21 protein-coding genes are annotated in these 23118 nt (G+C 72.2%); 9 read left to right on the top strand and 12 right to left on the bottom strand.

Going from position 1 to position 23118, the window contains the following annotated elements; all coding sequences use genetic code 11:
- Positions 1 to 124: 124 nt before the first annotated feature.
- Genes BLT44_RS01685 through BLT44_RS01705 form a run of 5 tightly spaced genes read right to left on the bottom strand, consistent with a single transcriptional unit; the run spans position 125 to position 6189 of the window.
- Positions 125 to 1342 carry a substrate-binding domain-containing protein gene (locus tag BLT44_RS01685; protein WP_010155893.1) on the bottom strand — a complete coding sequence of 406 codons (1218 nt, stop codon included), beginning with the start codon at positions 1340 to 1342 and terminating at the stop codon, positions 125 to 127.
- Complete coding sequence (locus tag BLT44_RS01690) at positions 1339 to 2550, bottom strand: ABC transporter permease (RefSeq protein ID WP_010155892.1); 1212 nt, start codon at positions 2548 to 2550, stop codon at positions 1339 to 1341. Before BLT44_RS01690 ends, BLT44_RS01685 begins: the two co-directional genes overlap by 4 nt.
- Positions 2547 to 3599 carry an ABC transporter permease gene (locus BLT44_RS01695; RefSeq protein ID WP_010155891.1) on the bottom strand — a complete coding sequence of 351 codons (1053 nt, stop codon included), beginning with the start codon at positions 3597 to 3599 and terminating at the stop codon, positions 2547 to 2549. Before BLT44_RS01695 ends, BLT44_RS01690 begins: the two co-directional genes overlap by 4 nt.
- Positions 3596 to 5095 carry a sugar ABC transporter ATP-binding protein gene (locus BLT44_RS01700; protein ID WP_010155889.1) on the bottom strand — a complete coding sequence of 500 codons (1500 nt, stop codon included), beginning with the start codon at positions 5093 to 5095 and terminating at the stop codon, positions 3596 to 3598. The genes BLT44_RS01695 and BLT44_RS01700 overlap by 4 nt, the downstream gene beginning before the upstream one ends.
- Entirely contained in the window at positions 5092 to 6189 is a 1098-nt protein-coding gene (locus BLT44_RS01705) for a Gfo/Idh/MocA family protein (RefSeq protein WP_231291520.1), read from the bottom strand. The genes BLT44_RS01700 and BLT44_RS01705 overlap by 4 nt, the downstream gene beginning before the upstream one ends.
- Positions 6190 to 6284: 95 nt before the next feature.
- Between BLT44_RS01705 and BLT44_RS01710 the strand changes: the two genes are divergently transcribed.
- Entirely contained in the window at positions 6285 to 7472 is a 1188-nt protein-coding gene (locus tag BLT44_RS01710) for an ROK family transcriptional regulator (RefSeq protein ID WP_010155887.1), read from the top strand.
- Positions 7473 to 7512: 40 nt separating this feature from the next.
- Here the strand turns inward: BLT44_RS01710 and BLT44_RS01715 are convergent, their stop codons facing one another.
- Both BLT44_RS01715 and BLT44_RS01720 read right to left on the bottom strand, forming a co-directional pair.
- Positions 7513 to 8445, bottom strand: coding sequence for an aldo/keto reductase (locus BLT44_RS01715; protein WP_010155886.1), 933 nt, complete (start codon positions 8443 to 8445; stop codon positions 7513 to 7515).
- Positions 8446 to 8537: 92 nt separating this feature from the next.
- A complete protein-coding gene (locus tag BLT44_RS01720; protein WP_010155885.1) occupies positions 8538 to 9506 on the bottom strand; it encodes an aldo/keto reductase in 969 nt (322 codons plus the stop codon).
- Between the two features lie 487 nt (positions 9507 to 9993).
- Between BLT44_RS01720 and BLT44_RS01725 the strand changes: the two genes are divergently transcribed.
- From BLT44_RS01725 to BLT44_RS01735, 3 genes are read left to right on the top strand one after another with little or no spacing between them, the layout of a single operon-like run.
- Positions 9994 to 10779: a glycosyltransferase family 2 protein gene (locus BLT44_RS01725; RefSeq protein ID WP_010155884.1), complete on the top strand. Its 786-nt coding sequence runs from the start codon at positions 9994 to 9996 to the stop codon at positions 10777 to 10779.
- A complete protein-coding gene (locus tag BLT44_RS01730) occupies positions 10776 to 11639 on the top strand; it encodes an endonuclease/exonuclease/phosphatase family protein (RefSeq protein ID WP_010155883.1) in 864 nt (287 codons plus the stop codon). Before BLT44_RS01725 ends, BLT44_RS01730 begins: the two co-directional genes overlap by 4 nt.
- Positions 11636 to 12208 (top strand): DUF2238 domain-containing protein, encoded by a 573-nt coding sequence (locus BLT44_RS01735; RefSeq protein WP_010155882.1) that lies wholly within the window; start codon positions 11636 to 11638, stop codon positions 12206 to 12208. The genes BLT44_RS01730 and BLT44_RS01735 overlap by 4 nt, the downstream gene beginning before the upstream one ends.
- 92 nt (positions 12209 to 12300) lie before the next feature.
- On the opposite strand, the gene BLT44_RS01740 is transcribed toward BLT44_RS01735, so the two are convergent.
- The gene (locus tag BLT44_RS01740; RefSeq protein ID WP_010155881.1) at positions 12301 to 14472 is read right to left on the bottom strand and encodes an ATP-dependent Clp protease ATP-binding subunit; all 2172 of its coding nucleotides are present in this window, start codon (positions 14470 to 14472) and stop codon (positions 12301 to 12303) included.
- A 193-nt stretch (positions 14473 to 14665) separates the two neighbouring features.
- Between BLT44_RS01740 and ddaH the strand changes: the two genes are divergently transcribed.
- Positions 14666 to 15436 (top strand): dimethylargininase, encoded by a 771-nt coding sequence (ddaH, locus tag BLT44_RS01745; RefSeq protein WP_010155880.1) that lies wholly within the window; start codon positions 14666 to 14668, stop codon positions 15434 to 15436.
- Between the two features lie 138 nt (positions 15437 to 15574).
- Positions 15575 to 16015, top strand: coding sequence for a DoxX family protein (locus BLT44_RS01750; protein WP_010155879.1), 441 nt, complete (start codon positions 15575 to 15577; stop codon positions 16013 to 16015).
- A gap of 36 nt (positions 16016 to 16051) precedes the next feature.
- Here BLT44_RS01750 and BLT44_RS01755 read toward each other — a convergent pair whose 3' ends face one another.
- Genes BLT44_RS01755 through BLT44_RS01770 form a run of 4 tightly spaced genes read right to left on the bottom strand, consistent with a single transcriptional unit; the run spans position 16052 to position 19481 of the window.
- A complete protein-coding gene (locus BLT44_RS01755) occupies positions 16052 to 16843 on the bottom strand; it encodes an IclR family transcriptional regulator domain-containing protein (RefSeq protein WP_010155878.1) in 792 nt (263 codons plus the stop codon).
- A gap of 54 nt (positions 16844 to 16897) precedes the next feature.
- Positions 16898 to 18067 (bottom strand): thiolase family protein, encoded by a 1170-nt coding sequence (locus tag BLT44_RS01760; RefSeq protein ID WP_010155877.1) that lies wholly within the window; start codon positions 18065 to 18067, stop codon positions 16898 to 16900.
- Positions 18064 to 18723, bottom strand: coding sequence for a 3-oxoacid CoA-transferase subunit B (locus BLT44_RS01765; RefSeq protein WP_010155876.1), 660 nt, complete (start codon positions 18721 to 18723; stop codon positions 18064 to 18066). Before BLT44_RS01765 ends, BLT44_RS01760 begins: the two co-directional genes overlap by 4 nt.
- Positions 18720 to 19481 carry a 3-oxoacid CoA-transferase subunit A gene (locus tag BLT44_RS01770; protein ID WP_010155875.1) on the bottom strand — a complete coding sequence of 254 codons (762 nt, stop codon included), beginning with the start codon at positions 19479 to 19481 and terminating at the stop codon, positions 18720 to 18722. The genes BLT44_RS01765 and BLT44_RS01770 overlap by 4 nt, the downstream gene beginning before the upstream one ends.
- Before the next feature lie 112 nt (positions 19482 to 19593).
- Here BLT44_RS01770 and BLT44_RS01775 point away from each other — a divergent pair, with 112 nt between their 5' ends.
- The 3 genes from BLT44_RS01775 to BLT44_RS01785 all read left to right on the top strand — a co-directional run bounded on the left by BLT44_RS01775 (position 19594) and on the right by BLT44_RS01785 (position 23115).
- The gene (locus BLT44_RS01775) at positions 19594 to 20367 is read left to right on the top strand and encodes an SDR family NAD(P)-dependent oxidoreductase (protein ID WP_010155874.1); all 774 of its coding nucleotides are present in this window, start codon (positions 19594 to 19596) and stop codon (positions 20365 to 20367) included.
- A gap of 137 nt (positions 20368 to 20504) precedes the next feature.
- Positions 20505 to 21518, top strand: a complete 1014-nt coding sequence (locus tag BLT44_RS01780) for an aldo/keto reductase family protein (RefSeq protein ID WP_010155872.1) — start codon at positions 20505 to 20507, stop codon at positions 21516 to 21518.
- A gap of 355 nt (positions 21519 to 21873) precedes the next feature.
- Positions 21874 to 23115, top strand: a complete 1242-nt coding sequence (locus BLT44_RS01785) for a flavin-dependent oxidoreductase (RefSeq protein WP_010155871.1) — start codon at positions 21874 to 21876, stop codon at positions 23113 to 23115.
- The last annotated feature ends 3 nt before the right edge of the window (positions 23116 to 23118 follow it).

The following is a 23118-nucleotide window of genomic DNA, read 5'->3' on the forward strand; positions in this document are numbered from 1 at the left end:
GGGCGATCGGAGATCGCGGGCGAGCGGGCCGTGGCCGAGAAGCGGGAGAAGCCGGAGAAGCCGGAGAAGCCGGAGGCGCCGGGGGACGCGCGCCGCGCGCGCCCTCCCCCGGCGCTCCGACCGCTTACGGGATCTGGCGATCCTGCCAGACCTTCGGGTAGCCGGGCAGGTTCTCGCCGCCGAACTTGGCGTAGTGCCCGTCGGGCATGCCGTCGTTGCGCTCCAGGTACTCGTCGAGCTCGTCGGCGGTGATGGGGCTCTGCGGCAGCACCCACTCGGCGGGCACCTCTTCGCCGTCGAAGATCTTCTCGAGCGCGAGCAGCGGGGTGCGCCACTGGAAGTTCGAGTAGACCGGTGCGAGCCCGGTGAGGCCCGTGTCCTTCCACTTGCGCAGGAAGCTCAGCTCGTCCTCGCCCGTCATCACGGGGTACTCCTTGCCCGCGTCCTCGAACGCCTCGATCGCGGCGACGGCGCCGTCGCCGGCGTCCATCCAGACGCCCTGCACGTCGCCCTTGGCGAGCTCGTCGGAGATGATCTTCTTGATCTCGGCGGGGTCGCCGCCCGAGAAGTAGTCGACCGCCTCGATGCCGGCTTCTTCGAAGAGCTTCTCGGCGCCGGCCCAGCGCTGCTCGAGCACGTCGACGCCGGGCAGAATGCGGAGCGCAATCACCTTGTCGCCCTCTTCGAGGTTGTCGATCAGGAACTCGGCGGTGTCGATGCCCCACGCGAACCCGCCGATGGGGTGGATGAAGGTGACGGCGCAGTCCGTCTCGACGCCGCGGTCGAAGACGACGACGGGCTTGCCGGTCTCGCAGGCGCGCTCGACGGCGGGGGTCATCGCCGCGGTCGAGTTCGGCGAGATGATGAAGCCGTCGCAGTCGCCCTCGGCGATGAAGTAGTCGATGTCGGCGATCTGGGTGTCGTCGCTGTCCTTCGCGTCGCGCGTCTCCATCTCGGAGATCGCGCCCGACTCCTGGAGCACCTTCAGCTGCTCGTTCATCGTGATCCACCCGGTCTGACGCCACGGGTTCGAGATCGAGGCGTTCGCGAAGCACACCTTCTTGGCCCCGTCCGACGCGAACTCGGAGGTGTCTTTCATCTCGGCGTTGATCATCTGCAGGTAGGGCTCGTCCTCGGGCCCTACGGGGGTGACGCCGCGCTCCTCGTCCTGCCTGTCGAAGAGCTCCTGGTCGAACCACTCGGTCGATTCGGTCGACTCGGAGGTCTCGGCCGGGGCCTCTTCCGCGGAGTTCTCCACCGACGGATCGGTGGTGCACCCCGCGAGCAGGATCAGCGATGCCGCACCGGCGAGGCTCGCCGTGATGCTGAGCGATCGTTTCATGATCGGTTCTCCTTCTTCTGTGCGCCCCGCGCGGCAGCGGTGCCGGCGGGATCGGGTGACGGGGTGCTCCCCGTCGGATCTGTCCCGGTGAGCCCGGGAGGTTCGTGGGTGCTGGGCCCCGGGGCGCCCGCGTCGGCCACCGCGCCGAGACCGCTGGTGGGCCGTTTGCGCCGCGCGCGGAACGCGGCTCCCGAGTAGGCGACGGCCGCGATGATGATGGCGCCCTGGATGGCGTCGCGCATCGTCGACGGCACGGAGGTGAAGTTCAGCAGCGTGAACAGCGTCTCGAGCGCGAACGCGCCGGCGAGCGCTCCCCAGACGGAGCCGCGTCCGCCGCCGAGCACGACGCCGCCGAGCACCACCGCGGTGATCGCGATGAACTCGTAGCCCCGGCCCACCGAGGGGTGCACGCCCGCGTAGCCGACGAGCAGCACGCCGGCGACGGTGGCGCAGAGCGACGAGATGACGAACGCGGCGGTCTTGGTGCGCCACACCGAGGCTCCGGCGAAGACGCCGGCGGCCGAGTTGTCGCCGATCGCCACGAGCGTGCGCCCGAAGGGGCGCCGAGAGAGCCAGGCCGCGAGGGCGACGACGGCGGCGAGCACCAGCACGGCCCACGGCAGCAGCCCGATGACGGGCACGCCCTCGATGCCGCCGCGGCCGACCTGGCGGAACGAGTCGGCCGGGTTGCCGGTCGCCGCTCCGCCGGTCCACCACATGACGCCGCCGTAGAGCACGAGCATCATGCCGAGGGTGACGATGAACGAGGGCACCTTCAGGAAGGTGGTGACGAGGCCGTTCACCACGCCGACGACGGCGCCGAGCACGAGCAGCAGCGCCAGCACGGGCAGCACCTTCGCGTCGTCCTGCCCGATGAGCGTGCCCGCGAGCACCACCTGGGTGGTTACGAGCGAGCCCTGCGACAGGTCGAACTCGCCGCTGACGATGACGAAGTACTGGCCGATGGCGACGAGGGCGATGGGGGCGACGCGCTGGATGTAGCGCACGAGCTGGCCGGGCTCGGCGAACGAGGGGTTCAGGATCGCCACGGCGACGAGCAGCAGGAGCAGCAGCAGGTAGACCGCGCCGCGCGGGCTGATCGCCGCGCGGACGAATCGGGCGATGCCGCCGGGGGCGGGCGCCGCGGCCGGGGTGTCGACGGGGCGCGTGATGCTCGGGTCGGTGCGGCTCGGGTCGGTGGCGCTCATCGCGATCCTCCTGCTGTCGTGACGTCTGCCGGCACGGACGCCGCCTCCCCCGAGCGCGTGAAGCGCTCGCGGCGGGCGATGAGTCGGCGCCGCGAGTAGATCGCGACGGCGACGACGATGACCGCGCCGCGCACCACGTCTTTGAGGAACGGGTTGACCTGCAGCACGCTCATGAGGTTGTCGAGCACCGCGAAGATCGCGACTCCGCCGATGGTGCCCCAGATCGTTCCCCGCCCGCCGGCGAGCAGGGTGCCGCCCAGCACGACGGCGGCGATCGAGAGCAGGTCGTAGCCGCCCTGCACGCCGACGGTCGGGCTGCCGACGCCGAGGCGGCTGGCGAGGAGCAGGCCGGCCAGGCCCGCGAACACCGAGCACAGCACGTGCGCCCAGATGAGGGGCCGCCGGGTGCGCACTCCCGAGAGCCGGGCGACCTCGGTGCTGCCGCCGACCGCGTAGAGGTGGTGGCCGAAGCTGCTGCGCGCGAGCAGGAAGGCGACGAGGCCGGCGAGGGCGAGCATCACGATCGTGGAGACGGGCACCGGCCCGACGCCGGTCGCGCCGAAGAGCTGGAACGCCCACGGCACCGAGCCCGCGGTGCCCTGGTAGTTGGTGTCGAGGTACCCCTTGAGCATGAGGCCGACGCCGAGCGTGGTGACGAAGCCGTGCACGTTCAAGACGGTGACGATGAGGCCGTTCGCGAGCCCGATGACGGCTGCGACGGCGAGCGCGAGCAGCACGCCGGGCAGCACCATGCCGGCCGACCCGTTCATGGTCTGCGCCGCGATGAGGCTGGTGAGGCTGACGACGTACGGCACGGAGAGGTCGAGCGATCCGCCGAGGATGACGAGGGTCTGCCCGATCGCGACGAACCCGAGCACGCTCATCCCGGTGAGGATGTCGCGGATGCTGCCCGGGCTGAAGAGGTTGCGGCCCACCGTGGCGACGAGGATCGCGCTGAGCACGAGCACGACGATGAGCGCGAGGAACACGATCGCGGTGGTGTCGAGCCGCTTGAGGTGCTGCAGCCGCTCGGGGAGTGCGATGCTCATGCCGCGCCCCGTTCCGAGACGGCGCCGGTGGCGAGCGCCAGCACCGTCTCCTCGGATGAGCCGGCCGGCAGTTCGCCGGCGATGCGCCCGTCGCGCATCACGAGAATCCGATCGGACATGCCGATCACCTCCGGGAGTTCACTCGATACGAGCAGGATCGCGACGCCGCGCTTCGCCAGCTCGCGGATGAGCCGGTACACGGCGACCTTCGCGCCGACGTCGATGCCGCGGGTCGGTTCGTCGAGCAGCACCACGCGGGGCTCGGTGGCGAGCCACTTCGCGAGCACCACCTTCTGCTGGTTGCCGCCGGAGAGCGCCTGCACCTCTTGCTGAGGGCCGCGGCTCACGAGTTCGAGCGCCTCGAACATGCCGGGCATCTGCGCGCGCTCGGCGCGCGTGCGCCGCGGGAAGACGCTGCGGATGGCGAGCAGTGCGTTGTCGAGGATCGACTGGTTCAGCGCGAGGCCCGTGCGCTTGCGGTCCTCGGTGACGAGGGCGATGCCGAGTCGCACCGCCTGCCGCGGGCTGCGGACGCTTCGCGCCGCTCCGGCGATCTTGAGCGTGCCGCGCGTGAAGGGCGCGGCGCCGAAGACGGCCTCGACGAGCTCGGTGCGGCCGGATCCCTGCAGCCCCGACAGGCCGACGACTTCGCCGGCGCGCACGTCGAGGTCGATGCCGTCGAGCTGCGTGTTGCCGCCGCCGCGCACCTGCACGACGACCTCGCCCGTCTCGGTGCCGGGCTCGGGATCGGGGAAGAATGCGCTGATGGGCCGGCCGACCATGCGGCGCACGAGCGTCGGCTGATCCAGCGCGCCCACCGGATCGCTCGACACGAGCGCGCCGTCCTTCATCACGGTGATCGTGTCGCAGAGCTCGAAGATCTCCTTGAGCCGGTGGGAGACGTAGAGGATGGCGACGCCCCGGTCGCGCAGGCGCCGGATCACGCGGGCGAGGATCGCGACCTCGTGATCGGCGAGCGCCGCCGTCGGCTCGTCCATCGAGATGACCCTCGCGTCGATCGAGAGCGCCTTCACGATCTCGACGATCTGCTGCTCGGCGACGGTGAGGCTGCCGACCTGGGCGCCGGGGTCGATGCCTGCGATGCCGAGGTCGTCGAGCAGCTCGGCGGTGGCGCGCCGCATGGCGGCGGTGTCGATGAGGCCGCGGCGACGCGGTTCGCGGCCGAGGAAGACGTTCTGCGCGACGGATCGGTCGGGCAGCAGGTTGAACTCCTGGAACACGGTGGCCACCCCGGCGGCCGCGGCCTCGACCGGGTGCGCGAAGTCGACGCTCGCGCCGTCGAGCCGCATGTCGCCGGCGTCGCGGCGGTACACGCCGGCGACGATCTTCATGAGCGTGGATTTGCCGGCGCCGTTCTCGCCGACGAGACCGTGCACCGTGCCGGGCACGAGATCGAGCGAGATGCCGTGCAGCACCTCGTTGCCGAAGAACTGCTTGCGGATGCCGGTGACGCTGAGCACGGGTGCGGTGGTCACGAGGCCACCTCCACCCAGCGCCCGGCGCGGGCCGATTCGAGCACGGCGTCGGTGATCTGCGCGGCGCGCAGGCCGTCGGCGAAGGTCGGGAGCCCCTCGGGCCGCTCGCCCGCGACCGCCGCGTACGCGTCGGCGACGAACGCGTCGAACGCGTCCTGATACCCCTGCGCGTGCCCGGCGGGAACGTTCGAGAGGCGCGCCGCGTCGGGCGAGAGCGCGTCGGGATCGCGCCGCAGCAGGAGCGACTGGTCGCGGCGCCCCACCCACAGCCGCTCGGGGTCCTCCTGCTCGAAGCGCACGCTCTCGCGGGCGTTCGCGATCTCGAGCACGAGTCCGTTCTTGCGGCCGGGCGCGACCTGGGAGACGAGCAGCGATCCGATGCCGCCGCCTGCGAGCTCGAGGGTCAGCGCCACCGCGTCCTCCGTGCTCACCCGCTGACCGTTCCGCTCCGCGTGCACGGTGCGGGTGGTCGCGACGAGGCGGGTGATGCGGTCTCCGCTGACGAACTCGACGAGGTCGACGAGGTGCGATCCGATGTCTGCGAAGGCGCGCGACGGACCGCCGGCGTCGGCGGCCACCCGCCAGTTGTCGTCGTGCGCGCCGAGCAGCCAATCCTGCAGGTACTGCCCCGAGATGGTGACGACGGCGCCGGGGCCCCCGCCCGCGATGCGGGCCCGAGCCTCGCGCACCATCGGGTGGTAGCGGTAGACGAAGGGCACCGCGCCGACCCGCCCCTCGGCCTCGACGAGGTCGACGAGCGCACGGGCGTCCGCCGCCGATGTGGCGAGCGGCTTCTCGCAGATCACGTGCGAGCCGGCGAGCAGTGCGGCGCGCGCGAGAGCGACGTGGCTCGTGTTCGGGGTGCAGATGTGCACGACCGTGTGCGCCTCGGCGAGCAGCTGCTCGGCGGTCGCCGCGCGCTCGTAACCGAGCGCGGCCGCGGCGCGCTCGGAGCTCTGCGGGCTCGACGCGGCGAGCGTCGCGAGGCGGGCGCCGGCGAGCCGGGCGGCGTGCGTGTGGGTGCGAGCCATGAAGCCGGCGCCGAGCATTCCGATGCTGGGCGGCCGGCGAGACTCCATCGTCTGCGGGGACATGGGTCCATTGTGTTTCCGGACTCCACACTTTTGTCAAGTATTCTTCATAAGTAATCAAACCGTTACCGAAGTTGGGGGTGTGGTTTACTGAAAGCGTGACCGCGATCATCGCCCCCTCCGAGCCCCCGGCCTCCTCCGCCGGCGGACTGCTGCAGCTCTTCCGCGACGGAGCACCCCGCACGCGCGCCCACCTCGCCCAGGTCACCGGACTCTCCCGCCCCACCGTCGCGCAGCGCATCGACCAGCTCATCGAGCTCGGCCTCATCGCTCCCGTCGCCGACGCAGCCTCCACCGGAGGGCGCCCGTCGGCCCAGCTCGCCTTCAACCCGCGCGCACGCGTCGTGCTCGCGGCCGACCTCGGCGCCCTGCACGCGCGCGTCGCCGTCACCGACCTGCGGGGCGAACTGCTCGCCGAGATCTCGACGCCGCGCGAGATCTCATCGGGGCCCGAGGCCGCCATCTCCTGGATCCTCGACTCCGCCGAAGAACTGCTCCCCGGCCTCGGCTACGACCTGTCGCACGTCGCCGGAGTCGGCATCGGAGTACCCGGCCCCGTCGAGTTCTCCACCGGCCGCCCCATCAACCCGCCCATCATGCCCGGCTGGGATCGCTTCGACATCCCGAGCGCCATCCGCTCCCGCATCGACGCGCCCGTGCTCGTCGACAACGACGTCAACATCATGGCGCTCGGCGAACTCGCGACCGCGTGGAACGGAGTCACCGACCTCATCTTCGTGAAGGTCGCGAGCGGCATCGGGGCCGGCATCGTGTCCGGCGGAAGCCTCCGCCGCGGCGCCAACGGCGCCGCCGGCGACATCGGCCACATCGCACTCGCCCGCGCCGCCGACACCCCCTGCCCCTGCGGCAATCGCGGCTGCCTCGAAGCCGTCGCCTCCGGGCGCGCCCTCGCCCGCGCGCTGAGCACGCCGGAGGCGCCCCTCCACCGCCCCAGCGCAGTCGTCGCGCTCGCGAAAGCCGGAGACGTGCACGCGATCCAGCTGATCCGCCAGGCCGGCCGCGACATCGGCGAAGTGCTCACCGCCTGCGTCTCGATCATGAACCCCTCCGCCATCGTCATCGGCGGCACCATGGCGCAAGCGGCGGAGCACCTCGTCGCCGGCGTGCGCGAAGTGGTCTACGCGCGATCCATCCCGCTCTCCACCGAGCAGCTCACCATCGCCCCCTCGCTCGCCGCCGGCAACGCCGCGATCTACGGCGCCGCGCAGCTCGCGATCGACGCCGCGCTCGCACCCGAGCGCATCGCCGCCGCCCTCGGCGGATAGCGGGGCGCACCCGCCGCAGCGGCGGTGCGCTCGGCGGCGCCTACGGCACGGTGTAGCCGGCGGCCCGCACGAGCTCGTACCACTCGGCGCGCGTCAGCGTGACATCGGAGCCCTGAGCGGCGGCGGCCACGCGGTCGGGCGAGGTCGTGCCCAGCACCACCTGCATGCGCGCCGGGTGACGCGTGATCCACGCGACGGCGATCGCCTCGGCGGGCACCCCGTACTGGGCCGACAGGCGGTCGATCACCGCGTTGAGCTCGGGATAGCGATCCGACCCGAGGAAGGGGCCGTCGAAGAAGTTCGCCTGGAACGGCGACCAGGCCTGCACCGTGATGTCGTGGAGGCGGCAGTAGTCGAGCACCCCGTCGTCTCGGGAGACCGACTGCGGCAGTCCCTGCATGTTCGCGGCGATGCCCTGGGCGACCATCGGCGCGTGCGTGATCGAGAGCTGCAGCTGATTCGCGACGAGCGGCTGCGCCACGTACTTGCGCAGCAGGTCGATCTGCCGGGGCGTGTGGTTCGACACGCCGAACGCCCGCACCTTGCCCGAGGCCGAGAGCTCGTCGAACGCCCGCGCCACCTCCTCGGGCTCGACGAGCGCGTCGGGGCGGTGCAGCAGCAGAATGTCGAGGTAGTCGGCGCCCAGCGCCTCGAGCGAGCCGTGCACCGACTCCATGATGTGCGCGTACGAGAAGTCGAAGTACGGCCCGTCTTTCACGATGCCGGCCTTCGACTGGATCACCCACTGCTCGCGCTCCGACGCCGTGAACCGCAGCGCCTCCGCGAAGCGCCGCTCGCACCCGTGCAGCCGGTCGCCGTAGATGTCGGCGTGGTCGAGCAGCGTGATGCCCGCGTCGCGGGCCGCACTCACCAGGGTGCGCACCTCGTCGTCCGACTTGTCTTGGATGCGCATCAACCCCAGCACGACATCGGAGACGGAGAGTTCGGTGCCCGGCAGTGTGATCGTGCGCATGCGCCTCACACTACCGGGCGCCGCGCCGCGGCGCCCGGGCGCAGCGGCGCGGCAGAGACCGCGCGCGCCGCCCCGGCGCCGACGGAGCGGACCTACGCCGAGGCCGCGGTGAGGTTCGCGACCTCGTCCGCCGAGAGCTCGAGCGAGAGCGACGCGAGCAGCGCCGGCAGCTGATCGAGGTTGCGCGCGCTGGCGATCGGTGCGGCCACCGTGGGCTGCTGGCGCAGCCAGGCGAGCGATACCGCCGCCACCGGAGCGTCGTGGGCGTCGGCCGCCGCGTCGAGGGCGGCGAGCACCGCGCGACCCCGATCGTCGAGGTACTCGGCCGCCTCGCCTGCGCGGGGGCTCGCGCCCGCCGCGGTCGCGTCTTCGGCGTCGCGGTACTTGCCGGCCAGGAAGCCCTTCGCGAGCGAGAAGTACGGGAACACCGCGAGCCCCTCCTCCTCGGCGACCGCGCGCAGACCGTTCGTCTCGAAATCGCGCTCGACCAGGTTGTAGTGCGGCTGCAGCGCGACGGGCAGGTGGTAGCCGCCCGCTCGCGCGATCCGGAACCACTCGGCCACCCGATCCGCCGTGTAGTTCGATACGCCGATCGCGCGCACCTTGCCCGCGTCCACCAGCTCGGAGAAGGCGGCGACCGTCTCCTCGAGCGGCGTATCGGCGTCGTCGAAGTGCGCGTAGTAGAGGTCGATGCGGTCGGTCTGCAGGCGCTGCAGCGACGCGTCGGCGGCGGCGCGCACGTTCGCGGCGGCGAGGCCCGAGAACTGCGGGTGCGTCGACACCTTCGTCGCGATCACCACCGCGTCGCGGCTGCTGCGCTCGCGGAGCCACTCGCCGATGATGGTCTCGGACTCGCCGCCCGAGTTGCCCGGCGCCCACGCCGAGTACCCGTCAGCCGTGTCGATGAAGTCGCCGCCGCCCTGCGTGAACGCGTCGAGCACGTCGAACGACGTGGCCCGGTCGGCCGTCCACCCGAAGACGTTGCCTCCGAGCGCGAGCGGGGCGATCTCGAGATCGGAGTTCCCGATGCGGGTCCGTGCGGTCTGTGCAGCCTGAGTCATGAGCTCTCCTTCGCGATGCGTGCCACCCTGCGGTGCTTCCACCCACCCCAACAACGCGGGCCCGGCCCGCATTCCGCCGGATCGCGCACGCCGCCGCGCTGCACCGCGCCGCGCTCCGCCCGCGCACCGCGCGCCGCTCGTCGTGCAGTGGATCCGCCGTCACACGGACGCATTCCCCGAAAACGCCCTGCATTTCACAGGATCTCCTGTACGACGCTGGGCGCGGGCGCCGTCTGCGGGGCGCCTCGCCCGCCACTCACAACCCACCGCCCGCCGCTCCTCGTGCAGTGGATCCGCCGTCGCGCGGACGCATTCCCCGAGAACGCTCTGCATTTCACAGGATCTCCTGCGCGACGCCGAGCGCGGGCATCGCGGCGCGGGCCGCCACGCCGAGCGCGGCCGGGCGCCCGGGCCGTGACGCCGAGCGCGGGCCGACCGGCCCGGGCCGCTACGCTGAAGAGACGAGCGGAAGACCTGGGGGTGGCGCGTGAGCGGGGATCATCACTCGACCGTCTCCGTCGTGATCCCCGTCAAAGACGACGCCGCCCTGCTGCGGCGCTGCCTCGACGCGCTCGGACGGCAGACGCGGGCGGCCGACGAGATCATCGTCGTCGACAACAACTCGCGCGACGACTCCGCGCAGGTGGCGCGCGCAGCCGGCGCGGCCGTCGTGCCGTGCCCCGCACCCGGCATCCCGGCGGCGAGCGCGACGGGCTACGACGCCGCGTCGGGGAGCATCGTGCTCCGCCTCGACGCGGACTGCGTGCCCGACGCGACGTGGATCGCGGCACTCGCCTCGGTGCTCGACGCCCGGCCCGACATCGCCGTCGTGACGGGGAGCGCGCACTTCATCGACGGTCCCCGGCCCCTGCGCCGCGTCGCCGCCGCCGTCTACCTCGGCATGTACGTGGCGACGACCGCTCCGGCGCTCGGGCACACCCCCGTGTTCGGCTCGAACCTGGGGTTCCGCCGGTCGGCGTGGGAGGCGGTGCGCGACGAGGTGCATCTGCGCGCCGACATTCACGACGACCTCGATCTGGCGTACCACTTCGGCGAACGGCATCGCATCCGCCGCGTGCGCGCAGCGGTGATGGGCATGTCGATGCGGCCCCTGAGCTCCGCGCGCGGGTTCGCCCGGCGCACGGAGTGGGCGATCCGCACGGTGCTCATGCACTGGCCCGCCGACTTTCCTTCGGTGCGCTGGATCCGCCTGGCCCTGCGACGACTGCTCCACCGTCTGGGCGTGCCGACACCGCGCGGGGCCCGCTCGTGACGGCGCACGAGGCGCGCGAGGCGCACGAGGCGCACGACGCGCACGACGCCCACGAGGCGCACGACCTGCGCGTGATGATCGCGAACATCCGCCGCGACCTCGGATCCTGGGCGCTGCGACCGGCGGATCGCTGGCCGGTGCGCCGCGACCGGCTGCGCGCGCAGTTGCGCTCGATCGCCCCGCACGTGCTCGGCGTGCAGGAGTCGCTGCCGGGCCAGACCCGCTGGGTGCGCGAGTCGCTGGGCGACCGGTACGGCTTCGTCGGCCACGGGCGCGACGCGGATGGCGGCGGCGAGGGCTGCCCCGTGTTCTTCGACCGCACCCGCCTCGAACTGCTCGGCTGGCGGCAGACGGCCCTGTCCGATGCGCCGCACCGTGCCGGCTCGCGCAGCTGGGGCAACCCGTTCCCGCGCGTCGCGGTGACCGCGCGCTTCCGCATCCGCGGCACCGGTGCTGAGTTCCGGTGCGTGAACACCCACCTCGACCCGGTGAGCGCCCGTTCGAGGGAGCGCTCGCTCGCCCACCTGCGCGATGCGATCACCGCCGAACCGGGCCCCGCGATCCTCACCGGCGACTTCAACACCGGGCCGGGGTCGGCCGCCCTCGACGCCCTGCTCGCCGGCGGGGCCCTGCGCGATGCGTGGCGCGCCGCTCGCGAACGCGGCTCCCCCGAGTACGCCACGTACGCGAACTACCGCGCGCCGCGCCCCGGCCGCAGGCTCGACTGGATCGTCGCGACCGCCGACGTCGTAGTGGATCGCGTGCGCATCGTCGCCGAACCCGTTCTCGGCGGATGGCCGTCGGATCACCTGCCCGTGCTCGCCGAGGTGCGCCTCCCGAAAGGCTCCGACCCCGCATGAAAGAGAACTTCCTCCGCCCGCCCCGAGGCCCGGCCGAGTACGCGGCCGACGCGCTGCGCGTCTTCGGGCTGCTCGGGGTCGTCTTCGCCGCGATCCGACTGCAGCCCACCGATGCGGGCATTCTCGCGCTGACCCTGCCCGCGCTCGTCGCGCCGCGCTTCCTCGGCGCGCGCGCGTCGTTCGACATCGCCTTCTCCGCGATCGTGCTGCTCGCGGCGTGGAGCAACGTGATCGACCTCTACCGCACGGTCGACGGCTGGGACATCGTGATGCACGTCGTCTGCATGGCCGCTCTCGTGCCGATGGCGTATCTGCTGCTCGCCCACTGGGGCGTGGTTCCGGCGACCGCGTCCCCAGATTTCCGCAGGCGCGTGCCGATCGTGCTGTACCCGGTGCTCGGGCTGGCGCTCGGCGCGGTGTGGGAGATGATCGAGTGGGCGGGCTTCGTGTTCATCAGCGACGACATCTTCGTGGAGTACCACGACACGATCAGCGACATGGCCGTCGGCGCGCTGGGCGCGCTCGCCGCGGGGGTGCTGCTCGCCGGGGTGCGCCTCGATCGCGCGTGAGCCGGGGGCGCCTCGGTTACTGAGACGCCCCCCGGCCCGGCGGACCGACCCGGCGGAAGGGCCCGGCTGAACCGCGCCGGCTGAACCGCGCCCTACGCCCCCGGCATCACGGAGAGCTCCAGCCCGTCGCCGTCGCCCGCCACGTCGACCCGCACGGCCGAGCCGTCGCGCACCTCGCCCGAGAGGATCGCCCGGGCGAGCCGGTCGTCGATCTCCTTCTGCATGAGCCGCCGGAGCGGCCGGGCGCCGTAGATCGGGTCGTAGCCGCGCGATGCGAGCCAGCTCCGCGCGTCGGGCGTGACGGCGAGCGTGAGGCGGCGATCCGCCAGTCTCAGCTGCAGCCGGTCGATCGAGAGCTCCACGATCTGCGCCAGGTCGGCTTCGCTGAGCGGGTGGAAGATCACCATCTCGTCGAGCCGGTTGATGAACTCGGGCTTGAATGCGCGCCGCACGGTCTCGCGCACCGCGCTCTCCTTCTCGCTCCACACCATGTCGGGGTCGATCAGGTACTGGCTGCCGAGGTTCGAGGTGAGGATCAGGATGACGTTGCGGAAGTCGACCGTGCGGCCCTGCCCGTCGGTCAGGCGGCCGTCGTCGAGCACCTGCAGCAGCACGTCGAAGACCTCGGGGTGCGCCTTCTCGACCTCGTCGAGCAGCACGACCGAGTACGGCCGGCGCCGCACGCTCTCGGTGAGCTGGCCGCCCTGCTCGTAGCCGACGTACCCGGGAGGGGCGCCGACGAGGCGGGAGACGGAGTGCTTCTCGCCGTACTCCGACATGTCGATGCGCACCATGGCGTGCTCGTCGTCGAAGAGGAACTCGGCGAGCGCCTTGGCGAGCTCGGTCTTGCCGACGCCGGTCGGGCCGAGGAAGAGGAAGGATCCGGTGGGCCGGTTCGGGTCGGCGATGCCGGCCCGGGTGCGCCGCACCGCATCGGCGACGGCGCGCACGGCGTCGCCCTGCCCGATGAGGCGCTTCGCGAGCTCGTGCTCGAGGGCGAGCAGCTTCTCGGTCTCCCCCTGCAGCAGACGCCCGACGGGGATGCCGGTCCAGGCGGCGACGACCCCCGCGATGTCCTCGTCGGTGACCTGGTCGTTGACCATCCGATCCTCGTCGCCCACCGCGCCCTGCGCCTCGGCGTCCTCGGCCTCGGTCAGCTGCTTCTGGATGACCGGGATCTCGCCGTACAGCAGCTTGGACGCCTTCTCGAGCTTGCCCTCGCGCTGGGCGACCTCGGCCTCCATGCGCAGCTGATCGAGCTTCTCGCGGAGCGCGCCGACACGGTTCAGCGAGTCGCGCTCGCGCTCCCACCGCGCCTCGAGCGCGTCGAGCTCGGTGCGCTTGGCCGCGAGGTCGTCGCGCAGTTTCGCGAGGCGCTCCTTCGATGCCTCGTCCTTCTCCTTCTTGAGGGCGAGCTCTTCGAGCTTCAGGCGATCCACCGCGCGTCGCAGCTCGTCGATCTCGACCGGGGCCGAGTCGATCTCCATGCGCAGCCGGCTCGCCGCCTCGTCGATCAGGTCGATGGCCTTGTCGGGCAGCTGCCGCGCGGTGATGTAGCGGTCGGAGAGCGCTGCTGCGGCGACGAGCGCCGAGTCGGCGATGGTCACCTTGTGGTGCGCTTCGTACCGCTCCTTCAAGCCGCGCAGGATCGCCACCGTGTCGGTGACCGACGGCTCGCCCACGTAGACCTGCTGGAAGCGGCGTTCGAGCGCGGCGTCTTTCTCGATGTACTCGCGGTACTCGTCGAGCGTGGTGGCGCCGATGAGCCGCAGCTCGCCGCGCGCGAGCATCGGCTTCAACATCTGGGAGGCGGCCACGGACGATTCGCCGCCGCCGGCCCCCATGAGGGTGTGCAGCTCGTCGATGAAGGTGATGAACTTGCCGTCGGAGTCCTTGATCTCCTGCAACACCGCCTTCATGCGCTCCTCGAACTCGCCGCGGTACTTCGCCCCGGCGATGAGGGCGGAGATGTCGAGCGAGATGAGCTCCTTGTCCTTCAGGGATTCGGCGACGTCGCCGGCGATGATGCGCTGCGCGAGCCCTTCCACGACGGCGGTCTTGCCGACGCCGGGTTCGCCGATGAGCACGGGGTTGTTCTTCGTGCGGCGGGTGAGCACCTGACTCACGCGCCGGATCTCGGAGTCGCGGCCGATGACCGGATCGAGCTTGCCCGAGCGGGCCACCTCGGTCAGGTTCACGCCGAACTGCTCGAGCGCCGACTGCTGCTCGCCCTCGCCCTGGGCGGGCGTCCAATTTGCCTGCATCTGGGGTCCTCTCTGCGTCGATGCCGGTCGCGGGTGATGCGCGCCCTGATCAGGCGCTCCCGCAAAGTTGAGTGAATATGACTCAAGTTTAGCGCCTTCGATGCGATTGCGCTAGAACCGCTGCGCGATCCGGCCCCGCTCGCGCCCGCTAGCCTGGGAGCGACCATCATCAGACCGCGAAGGAACGCCTCACATGTCCAAGATCGCCCTCGTGCGCAAGCCCAGCCCCCGCCTCGACGACGGCATCGTCGACCACATCGAGAAGGTGACGGTCGACCTCGAGCGCGCACTCGAGGAGTGGCACGGCTACGTCGCCGCCCTCCGCGCGCACGGCTGGGAGACCATCGAGGTCGAAGCCGCCGACGACTGCCCCGACTCCGTGTTCATCGAGGACACGGTCGTGATGTTCCGCAACGTCGCCGTGATCTCGCGCCCGGGCGCCGACAGCCGCAAGCCCGAGACCGCGGGCACCCGCAGGGCGCTCGAAGAGCTCGGCCTCCCCATCGCCGAGATCCGGGAGCCCGGCACGCTGGACGGCGGCGACGTGCTGAAGATCGGCGACACCGTCTACGTGGGCCGCGGCGGCCGCACGAACGCCGAGGGCATCGCCCAGCTGCGCCGCATCCTCGGCCCCCTCGGGGCCACGGTCGTCGGCGTTCCCGTCACGAAGGTGCTGCACCTCAAGACCGCCGTCACCGCGCTCCCCGACGGCACGGTCATCGGCTACCCCGAGTTCGTCGACAACGCCGACCTCTTCGACCGCTTCCTGCCGGTGCCCGAGCCGCACGGCACCGCCGTCGTCTGCCTGAGCGAATCCGAGCTCATCATCTCGGCGTCGGCCCCGAAGACCGCCGAGATGCTGCGCGACCTCGGCTACACGGTGACGGAGGTCGCCCTCGCCGAGTACGAGAAGCTCGAGGGCTGCCCCACCTGCCTCTCCGTGCGGGTGCGCAACGCGCACTGACGCGCCGCCCGGCGCCGGCGACTTCCGGCGCCGGCGAGTGGCCCCCGGGGGCCGGGCGACTTCCGGCGCCGGCGGGTGGCCCCCGGGGGCCGGGCGCGCGTACCCTGGCGTCATCCGACACGCACCGGGAGGCCGCATATGAGCGCACTGATCACCGCCGATCCCCCGCGGGCCACGCCCCTGCAGCACGTCGCGCGCGTGCTGCTGGGCGCCGCCCTGCTCTTCGCGGGGATCGCGCACCTCACGTTCGCGCGCCGCGAGTTCCAGGCGCAGGTGCCCGACTGGGTTCCGGCCGACAAGGACTTCGTCGTCATCGCCTCGGGGGTCGTCGAGATCACGCTCGGCGGCGCCGCGATCGTGCTCGGCAGGCTGCGCGTACCGGTGGGCTGGGTGATCGCCGCGTTCTTCGTCGCCGTCTTCCCCGGCAACATCTCCCAGTTCGTCACCCGCACCGACGCATTCGGACTCGAGAGCGACGCGGCGCGCGGCATCCGACTGGTCTTCCAGCCGCTCCTCGTGCTGTGGGCGCTGTGGTCGTGCGGCGCACTCCAGGCCGTGCGGCGCTCACGGCGCCGCTGAGCATCGGCTCCGTGTGCGCTGCGGGGGCCGAGGCGGTCAGACGTGACGCAGATCCTCCGTGATCGCCGCAGCAGTCTCGAGGAGCCGCGGCAGATGCGCGTCGCGGAGGTGCGCGAGTGTGTCACGGCTCGCGCTCGTCGAGACGTTCACCGCGGCGGCGACCGTGCCGTCGCGGCGGCGCACGGGGGCGGCGGCCGAGCGCAGCCCCGGCTCGAGTTCGCCGTCGACGATCGCCCAGCCCTGCTCGCGCACGCGCTGCAGCTCGGCGCGCAGCCGCCCGGCGTCGGTCGTCGTGCGGTCGGTGAGCGCCTCCATCGGCGCCCGCGCCAGCACCTCGTCGCGCTGCGCCTCCGGCAGTGGGGCGAGCAGCACCCGCCCCATGCTCGTCGCGTATGCGGGGAAGCGGGTGCCGATGGTGATGCCGACCGTCATGATGCGCCGCGTCGGCACGCGGGCGACGTAGACGATCTCGTCGCCCGAGAGCACCGCCGCCGACACCGACTCGCCCGTCTCGCGCGAGAGACGTTCGAGGTGGGGCTGCATCGTCTCGGGGAGCGACAGTGCGGAGAGGTAGCTGAAGCCGAGCTCCAGCACCCGCGGGGTGAGCGCGAACGCGCGGGCATCGGAGCGCACGTAGCCGAGGGTCTCGAGGGTGCGCAGGAAGCGGCGCGCGGCGGCCGCCGGGATTCCGGCGCGACGGGAGACCTCGCTGAGGCTCAGCTCAGGGTGCTCCGCGTCGAATGCTCGGATCACGGCGAGACCGCGTGCGAGCGACTGCACGAAGTCGCTGCTCGACGACTCGCCGGCGGGGTCTGCGTGCGCGTTCACGCGCCCACACTACCGGCAGGCGGCGCGGCTCGGCGCTTCCGCTGCGGCACCCGATCAGCGTTCGAGCACGACGGCGAGGCCCTGGCCCACCCCGATGCAGATCGCCACGACGGCGACGCCCGAGCCGCGGCGCCGCAGTTCATGCGCGGCGCGCCCGATGATGCGGCCGCCCGAGGCGCCGAGCGGGTGCCCGATCGCCAGGGCTCCGCCGTGCACGTTGAGCCGCTCGGGGTCGAGTTCGGGCCACCCGGCGAGGCAGGCGAGCGATTGCGATGCGAAGGCCTCGTTCAGCTCGACGACGTCGACGTCGGCCCAGGTGCGGCCTGCGCGTTCGAGGGCGCGGTTGGCGGCTTCGACCGGCGCGATGGGGAAGCGATCGGGGTCGACCCCGTGCGCCGCGCGGCCGGTGATGCGCGCGAGGGGCTCGGCGTCGAGCGCCCCCTCGCCGCCGACGAGCACCGCGGAGGCGCCGTCGTTGATCGATGAGGAGTTGCCGGCGGTGACCGTGCCCTCCGCCGCGAAGAGCGGCCGCAGGGCCGCGAGCTTCTCGACGGTCGACCCGTCGCGGATGCCCTCGTCGCGCGCGAGCTCGGCCCCCGGCACCTGCACGATCTCGTCGGCGAACACGCCCGCGGCCCATGCGGCCGCGGCCCGCTCGTGCGATCGCACGGCGAACGCATCCTGCGCGTCGCGGGTGATGCCCCACTCCCGCGCGATCTGCTCGGCCGACTCTCCGTTCGAGATGGTCCAGTGGGCGGGCAGCGCCGGATTGACCATGCGCCAGCCGATCGAGGTGTTCCACATGGTCGGGTTGCCGGCGGCCGGCCACGGCTTGGGCGACTTCTCGACCACGAAGGGGGCGCGGCTCATCGACTCCACTCCGCCGGCGAGCACGATGCCGGCGTCGCCCGTCTCGACCGCCCGCGCAGCCTGCACCACCGCTTCGACCGACGACGCGCAGAGACGGTTGACGGTCGTGCCGGTCACGGTGGTGGGGAAGCCGGCGAGCAGGGCGCCGAAGCGCGCCACGTTGCGGTTGTCCTCGCCCGCCTGGTTCGCGTCGCCGAAGATCACGTCGCCGATGCGCGCCGGGTCGAAGTCGCCGCGCTCGACCGTCGCGCGCATGACGACGGCGGCGAGATCGTCGGGGCGCACGCCCGCGAGCGCTCCGCCCGCCCGACCGAACGGCGTGCGCACCGCATCGTAGATGTAGGCTCCGGTCATGATCGCTCCTCCGCGGTCGCGTCGACGAGGCGCAGCCCGGTGGCCGCCTCGAGCGTGCTGATCGTGTGCTCGCCGAACGTCTCGCGCACGGCGAATCCGTTCGCGGTGACGTCGAAGACCGCGTGATCGGTGTACACCCGCGAGACGCAGCCGGCCCCGGTCAGCGGATAGGTGCAGGTTTCGACGAGCTTCGACTCCCCCTGCTTGGTCAGCAGGTCGGTCATCACGTACACGTGCTTCGCGCCGATCGCGAGATCCATCGCCCCGCCCACCGCCGGGATCGCGCCCGGAGCTCCGGTCGACCAGTTGGCCAGGTCGCCGTTGGCCGCCACCTGGAAGGCACCCAGCACGCACACGTCGAGGTGGCCGCCCCGCATCATCGCGAAGGAGTCGGCGTGGTGGAAGTACGCGGCACCGGCGACGGCGGTGACCGCCTGCTTGCCCGCATTGATGAGATCGGGATCGACGAGGCCCGCGGCGGGGGCGGCCCCCATGCCGAGCATGCCGTTCTCGGTGTGCAGGATGATCTCCGCGCCCTCGGGCAGGTAGTCGGCGACGAGGGTGGGGGCGCCGATGCCGAGATTCACGATGGAGCCCTCGGGGATGTCGGCGGCGATGCGCGCGGCGAGCTGCCGGCGGCTGATGCGCGTGGTCATCGGACGGCCTCCTCGGCGGGTACGGCGGACGCGGGCACGGGGTCGCCGGCGAGATCGACGCCGCCGACGAAGGCGCCGTCGCGCAGCCAGGGGCGCTCCCCCACCGCCACCACGCGGTCGACGTAGATGCCGGGGGTCACCACGACCTCGGGATCGATGCCGCCGAGGGGCACCACGCCGTCGACCTGCACGACCGTCAGCTGGGCCGCCGCGGCCATGATGGGCCCGAAGTTGCGCGCGGTCGCGCGGTACACGAGGTTGCCCCACCGGTCGGTGCTCAGCGCGCTGATGAGGGCGACGTCGGCGCTGATCGGGTACTCGAGCGCGTAGGTGCGGCCGCCGATCTCGCGGGTCTCCTTGCCCGCGGCGAGCTCGGTGCCGACGCCCGTGGGCGTGTAGAACGCGCCGATCCCCGCGCCTGCCGCTCGGATGCGCTCCGCGAGGTTGCCCTGCGGCACCAGTTCGAGCTCGATGGCGCCCTCGCGGTACAGGGCGTCGAAGACCCACGAATCGCTCTGGCGGGGGAACGAGCAGATGATCTTCCGCACCCGCCGCTCGGCCAAGAGCGCAGCGAGGCCGACGTCGCCGTTGCCCGCGTTGTTGTTGACGATGGTGAGCTCGCGAGCTCCCTGCTCGATGAGCGCGTCGATCAGCTCGACCGGCTGGCCCGCACGGCCGAACCCCCCGATCATCACGGTGGCGCCGTCGGCGATTCCCGCGACGGCGGCAGCGGGATCCTGCACGATCTTGTCGATCATCCGCGCGGTTTTTCGCTCAGCGAAATCTTCTTCATCATGCGAACATGCTACTTCGGTTCCCGTCATCGCGCATCCCCGGGTCGCACTCGGGCGCCGGTGCCAGACTGTCGCCATGGCTCTCACCGCACTCATCACCGGCGCTTCCACGGGACTCGGGGCGGAGCTCGCCCGCCAGATCGCGGCGAAGGGGGTGCACCTCGTGCTCGTCGCGCGCGACGGCGATCGACTCGAGGGGCTCGCCGCCCAACTGCGGGGCCGGCACGGGATCGAGGCCGAAGCACTCCCCGCCGACCTCACGCGAGCTCCCGACCTCGAACGCGTGGCGGCGCGTCTCGCCGACCGCGCGCACCCGATCGACATCCTCGTCAACAATGCCGGATTCGGCGTCGCCGCCGGCTTCGAGACGAGCGAGCTCGACGACGAGCGCCGCCTGCACGAGCTGCTGTCATGGGTGCCGCTGCACCTCTCGCACGCCGCCGTACCCGGAATGCTCGAGCGGGGGTACGGCTGGATCCTGAACGTCGCGAGCGTCGCCGCATTCACCCCCACCGGCACGTACGGCGCCGCGAAGGCCGCGACCGTGTCGCTCTCACGCTCGCTCAACGCCCGGTACCGGCGCCGCGGCCTGCACGTCACCGCCCTCTGCCCGGGCCTCCTCGACACCGAGTTCCACGCTCGCATGGGCGAGGATCACCTCCCGCGCCTGCCCCGCATCGCCTGGGCGAGCACCGCCCGGGTCGCGCACGAGGGCATCTCGGCGGTGCGCCGCGGGCGCAGCGTCGTCGTCTCCGACTGGAGGTACCGCTTGCTGGCTCCGCTCACCCACCTGCTGCCCGACCGGCTGCTCGAACGCGCCTCGACCACCAACGACGGCGCGCTCAACTGACACCGGCGACGGCGCTCGACGCGCACTCGCCGGGCGCCGGCCGATGCCGAATCACCGACCCACACGGCCCGCCGGGCCGCCCGTCGCCCGATCCCGATTCACTGCCCGCACCCGAGCAGCGGGCATAGTCTGGGGCCATGGTCAACTATCGGTATCTCGGAAACAGCGGCTTCAAGGTCTCAGAAATCACGTTCGGCAACTGGGTGACGCACGCCTCCCAGGTCGCCGACGACGCGGCGATCCAGACGGTGCACGCGGCGCTCGACGCCGGCATCACGACGTTCGACACGGCCGACACCTACGCGAACACCGCGGCCGAGGCGGTCCTCGGCCGCGCGCTCGACGGCCAGCGCCGCGAGGGGCTCGAGATCTTCACGAAGGTCTACTTCCCGACCGGCCCCAAGGGACCGAACGACACCGGACTGAGCCGCAAGCACATCCTCGAGTCGATCAACGGCTCGCTGCGACGCCTCGGCACCGACTACGTCGACCTCTACCAGGCGCACCGCTTCGACTACGAGACGCCGCTCGAGGAGACGTTCCAGGCGTTCGCCGACGTCGTGCGGCAGGGCAAGGCGCTCTACATCGGCGTCTCGGAGTGGACGGCCGAGCAGCTGCGCGAGGGCCACCGGCTCGCCCGCGAGTTCGGGGTGCAGCTCGTCTCGAACCAGCCGCAGTACTCCATGCTGCACCGCGTCATCGAGGGCAAGGTCGTGCCCGCGTCCGAGGAGCTCGGCATCTCGCAGATCGTGTGGTCGCCGATGGCGCAGGGCGTGCTCTCGGGCAAGTACCTGCCCGGTCAGCCCGTCCCCTCCGGCTCGCGCGCCACCGACGGCAAGAGCGGCGCCGAGTTCATGCAGAAGTTCCTGGACGACCGCATCCTCGAGGCCGTGCAGCGCCTGAAGCCGATCGCGGAGGAGGCGGGCCTCACCATGCCGCAGCTCGCCATCGCGTGGGTGCTGCAGAACCCGAACGTCGCCGCCGCCCTCGTCGGCGCCTCGCGCCCCGAGCAGCTCGCCGACACGGTGAAGGCGTCGGGCGTCGTGCTCGAAGCCGACGCGCTGGAGGCGATCGACGCGGCCCTCGGCGATATCCCGAACCGCGACGCGGAGGACACCTACTGCGTCTCGCCGAAGACCCGCCTGGTTTAGCCGGCGGCGGCGGGGGCGGGGGCGGCGGCCGCGCCGCCCCTCGCCCGCACCGCCCCTCGCCTGCACCGCCCCTCGCCTGCGCCCGCCCCGCCCCTCTCTCGCCGAGCACGAGGGATTGCGCCGAGCACGAGGGTTTCTGTGCGCGGGATTCCCTCCGTCTCGGCGAAACACTCGCACTCGCGCGGGGAGGGGCGGGGCGGCGCGGCGGGCGGGGAGGGGCGGCGGCGCGCCTCTGGGCGCTGCGCTCACGCGCCCCGCCCCGCCCCCGCCCTTGCGCCCCCGCACCCACCGTGTTAGTTTTGCCGCAAAACTATCGGGCGGGCCGGCACCGGCCGCCCGCGAACGGGAGTGATCAATGAAGATCGTCATCATCGGCGCCGGCATCGGCGGCCTGCTCACCGCGCTGAGCCTGCACGACGCGGGCCTCACCGACATCGAGGTGTACGAGCGCTCCGCCGAGATCCGCGGCCTGGGCGTCGGCATCAACCTGCTGCCCCACGCGGTGCGCGAGCTCACCGAACTCGGCGTCGTCGATGACATCGCCGCCCTCGGCGTCGAACCCTCGGCGCTCGCCTACTTCAACCGCCACGGCCAGTCGATCTGGGAGGAGCCGCGCGGGCTCGCCGCGGGCTACGCGTGGCCGCAGCTCTCCGTGCACCGCGGGCGCCTGCAGCTCACCCTCCGCGACCTCGTCGAGCGGCGCATCGGCGACGTGATCCGCACCGGGCACCGGGTCGTGTCGGTCGAGGATCGCGCCGACAGCAGCACCGCGCACTTCGAGACGGCGCGCGGCCCGGTCTCGGTCGACGCCGACGTGGTGATCGCCGCCGACGGCATCCACTCCGCCGTGCGGGCGGAGCGCTACCCCGACGAGGGGGCGCCCCCGTGGAGCGGGCTCACCCTCTGGCGGGGCGTCGCGACCGCCGAGCCGTTCCTCGACGGTCGCACCATGGTGATGGTCGGCGACGGGGAGCAGAAGTTCGTCGCGTACCCGCTCGGGCCGGTCGGGCCCGACGGACGCATGCCCATCAACTTCATCGCCGAGCGGCGCGGGGCGGGATCCGGCGAGGTCGACTGGAACCACCCCATCGACCCGCAGCCCATCGTCGACCTCTTCCGGGAGTGGTCGTTCGACTGGATCGACATCCCCGCACTCATCGCGAGCGCCGATGAGATCCTCGAGTACCCGATGGTCGACCGCGATGCGCTGCCCGGGTGGACGTTCGGGCGCACGACCCTCGTCGGCGACGCCGCGCACGCGATGTACCCGAACGGGTCGAACGGCGGCTCGCAGGCGACGCTCGACGCGCGCACCCTCGCCTTCCACCTCGCGACCGCCGCCTCGCCCGAAGCGGGGCTGCGCGCCTACGAGGCGGATCGCCGCCCCGCGACCGCGGCCCTGCTCGAGCAGACGCGGCAGGCCGGCCCAGAGAAGGTGATGGTGCTCGCCGCAGAGCGCGCCCCCGAGGGCTTCGCCCACATCCACGACGTGATCGGCCCCGACGAGCTCGAGGAGGTCGCGACGGCCTACAAGCGGGCCGCCGGCTTCCACCCCACATCGCTGAACGATCGCGCGTCGCTCTCGGTGGTGCGCTGAACG

Source organism: Leucobacter chromiiresistens (assembly GCF_900102345.1).
In the GTDB taxonomy this organism is placed as follows: domain Bacteria; phylum Actinomycetota; class Actinomycetes; order Actinomycetales; family Microbacteriaceae; genus Leucobacter; species Leucobacter chromiiresistens.

Excerpts from the sequence above, each read along its gene's own strand:
- BLT44_RS01685 (WP_010155893.1), bottom strand. The coding sequence starts at position 1,342 with ATGAAACGATCGCTCAGCATCACGGCGAGCCTCGCCGGTGCGGCATCG.
- BLT44_RS01690 (WP_010155892.1), bottom strand. The coding sequence starts at position 2,550 with ATGAGCGCCACCGACCCGAGCCGCACCGACCCGAGCATCACGCGCCCC.
- BLT44_RS01695 (WP_010155891.1), bottom strand. The coding sequence starts at position 3,599 with ATGAGCATCGCACTCCCCGAGCGGCTGCAGCACCTCAAGCGGCTCGAC.
- BLT44_RS01705 (WP_231291520.1), bottom strand. The coding sequence starts at position 6,189 with ATGTCCCCGCAGACGATGGAGTCTCGCCGGCCGCCCAGCATCGGAATG.
- BLT44_RS01715 (WP_010155886.1), bottom strand. The coding sequence starts at position 8,445 with ATGCGCACGATCACACTGCCGGGCACCGAACTCTCCGTCTCCGATGTC.
- BLT44_RS01720 (WP_010155885.1), bottom strand. The coding sequence starts at position 9,506 with ATGACTCAGGCTGCACAGACCGCACGGACCCGCATCGGGAACTCCGAT.
- BLT44_RS01735 (WP_010155882.1), top strand. The coding sequence starts at position 11,636 with ATGAAAGAGAACTTCCTCCGCCCGCCCCGAGGCCCGGCCGAGTACGCG.
- BLT44_RS01740 (WP_010155881.1), bottom strand. The coding sequence starts at position 14,472 with ATGCAGGCAAATTGGACGCCCGCCCAGGGCGAGGGCGAGCAGCAGTCG.
- ddaH (WP_010155880.1), top strand. The coding sequence starts at position 14,666 with ATGTCCAAGATCGCCCTCGTGCGCAAGCCCAGCCCCCGCCTCGACGAC.
- BLT44_RS01750 (WP_010155879.1), top strand. The coding sequence starts at position 15,575 with ATGAGCGCACTGATCACCGCCGATCCCCCGCGGGCCACGCCCCTGCAG.
- BLT44_RS01760 (WP_010155877.1), bottom strand. The coding sequence starts at position 18,067 with ATGACCGGAGCCTACATCTACGATGCGGTGCGCACGCCGTTCGGTCGG.
- BLT44_RS01765 (WP_010155876.1), bottom strand. The coding sequence starts at position 18,723 with ATGACCACGCGCATCAGCCGCCGGCAGCTCGCCGCGCGCATCGCCGCC.
- BLT44_RS01770 (WP_010155875.1), bottom strand. The coding sequence starts at position 19,481 with ATGATCGACAAGATCGTGCAGGATCCCGCTGCCGCCGTCGCGGGAATC.
- BLT44_RS01775 (WP_010155874.1), top strand. The coding sequence starts at position 19,594 with ATGGCTCTCACCGCACTCATCACCGGCGCTTCCACGGGACTCGGGGCG.
- BLT44_RS01780 (WP_010155872.1), top strand. The coding sequence starts at position 20,505 with ATGGTCAACTATCGGTATCTCGGAAACAGCGGCTTCAAGGTCTCAGAA.
- BLT44_RS01785 (WP_010155871.1), top strand. The coding sequence starts at position 21,874 with ATGAAGATCGTCATCATCGGCGCCGGCATCGGCGGCCTGCTCACCGCG.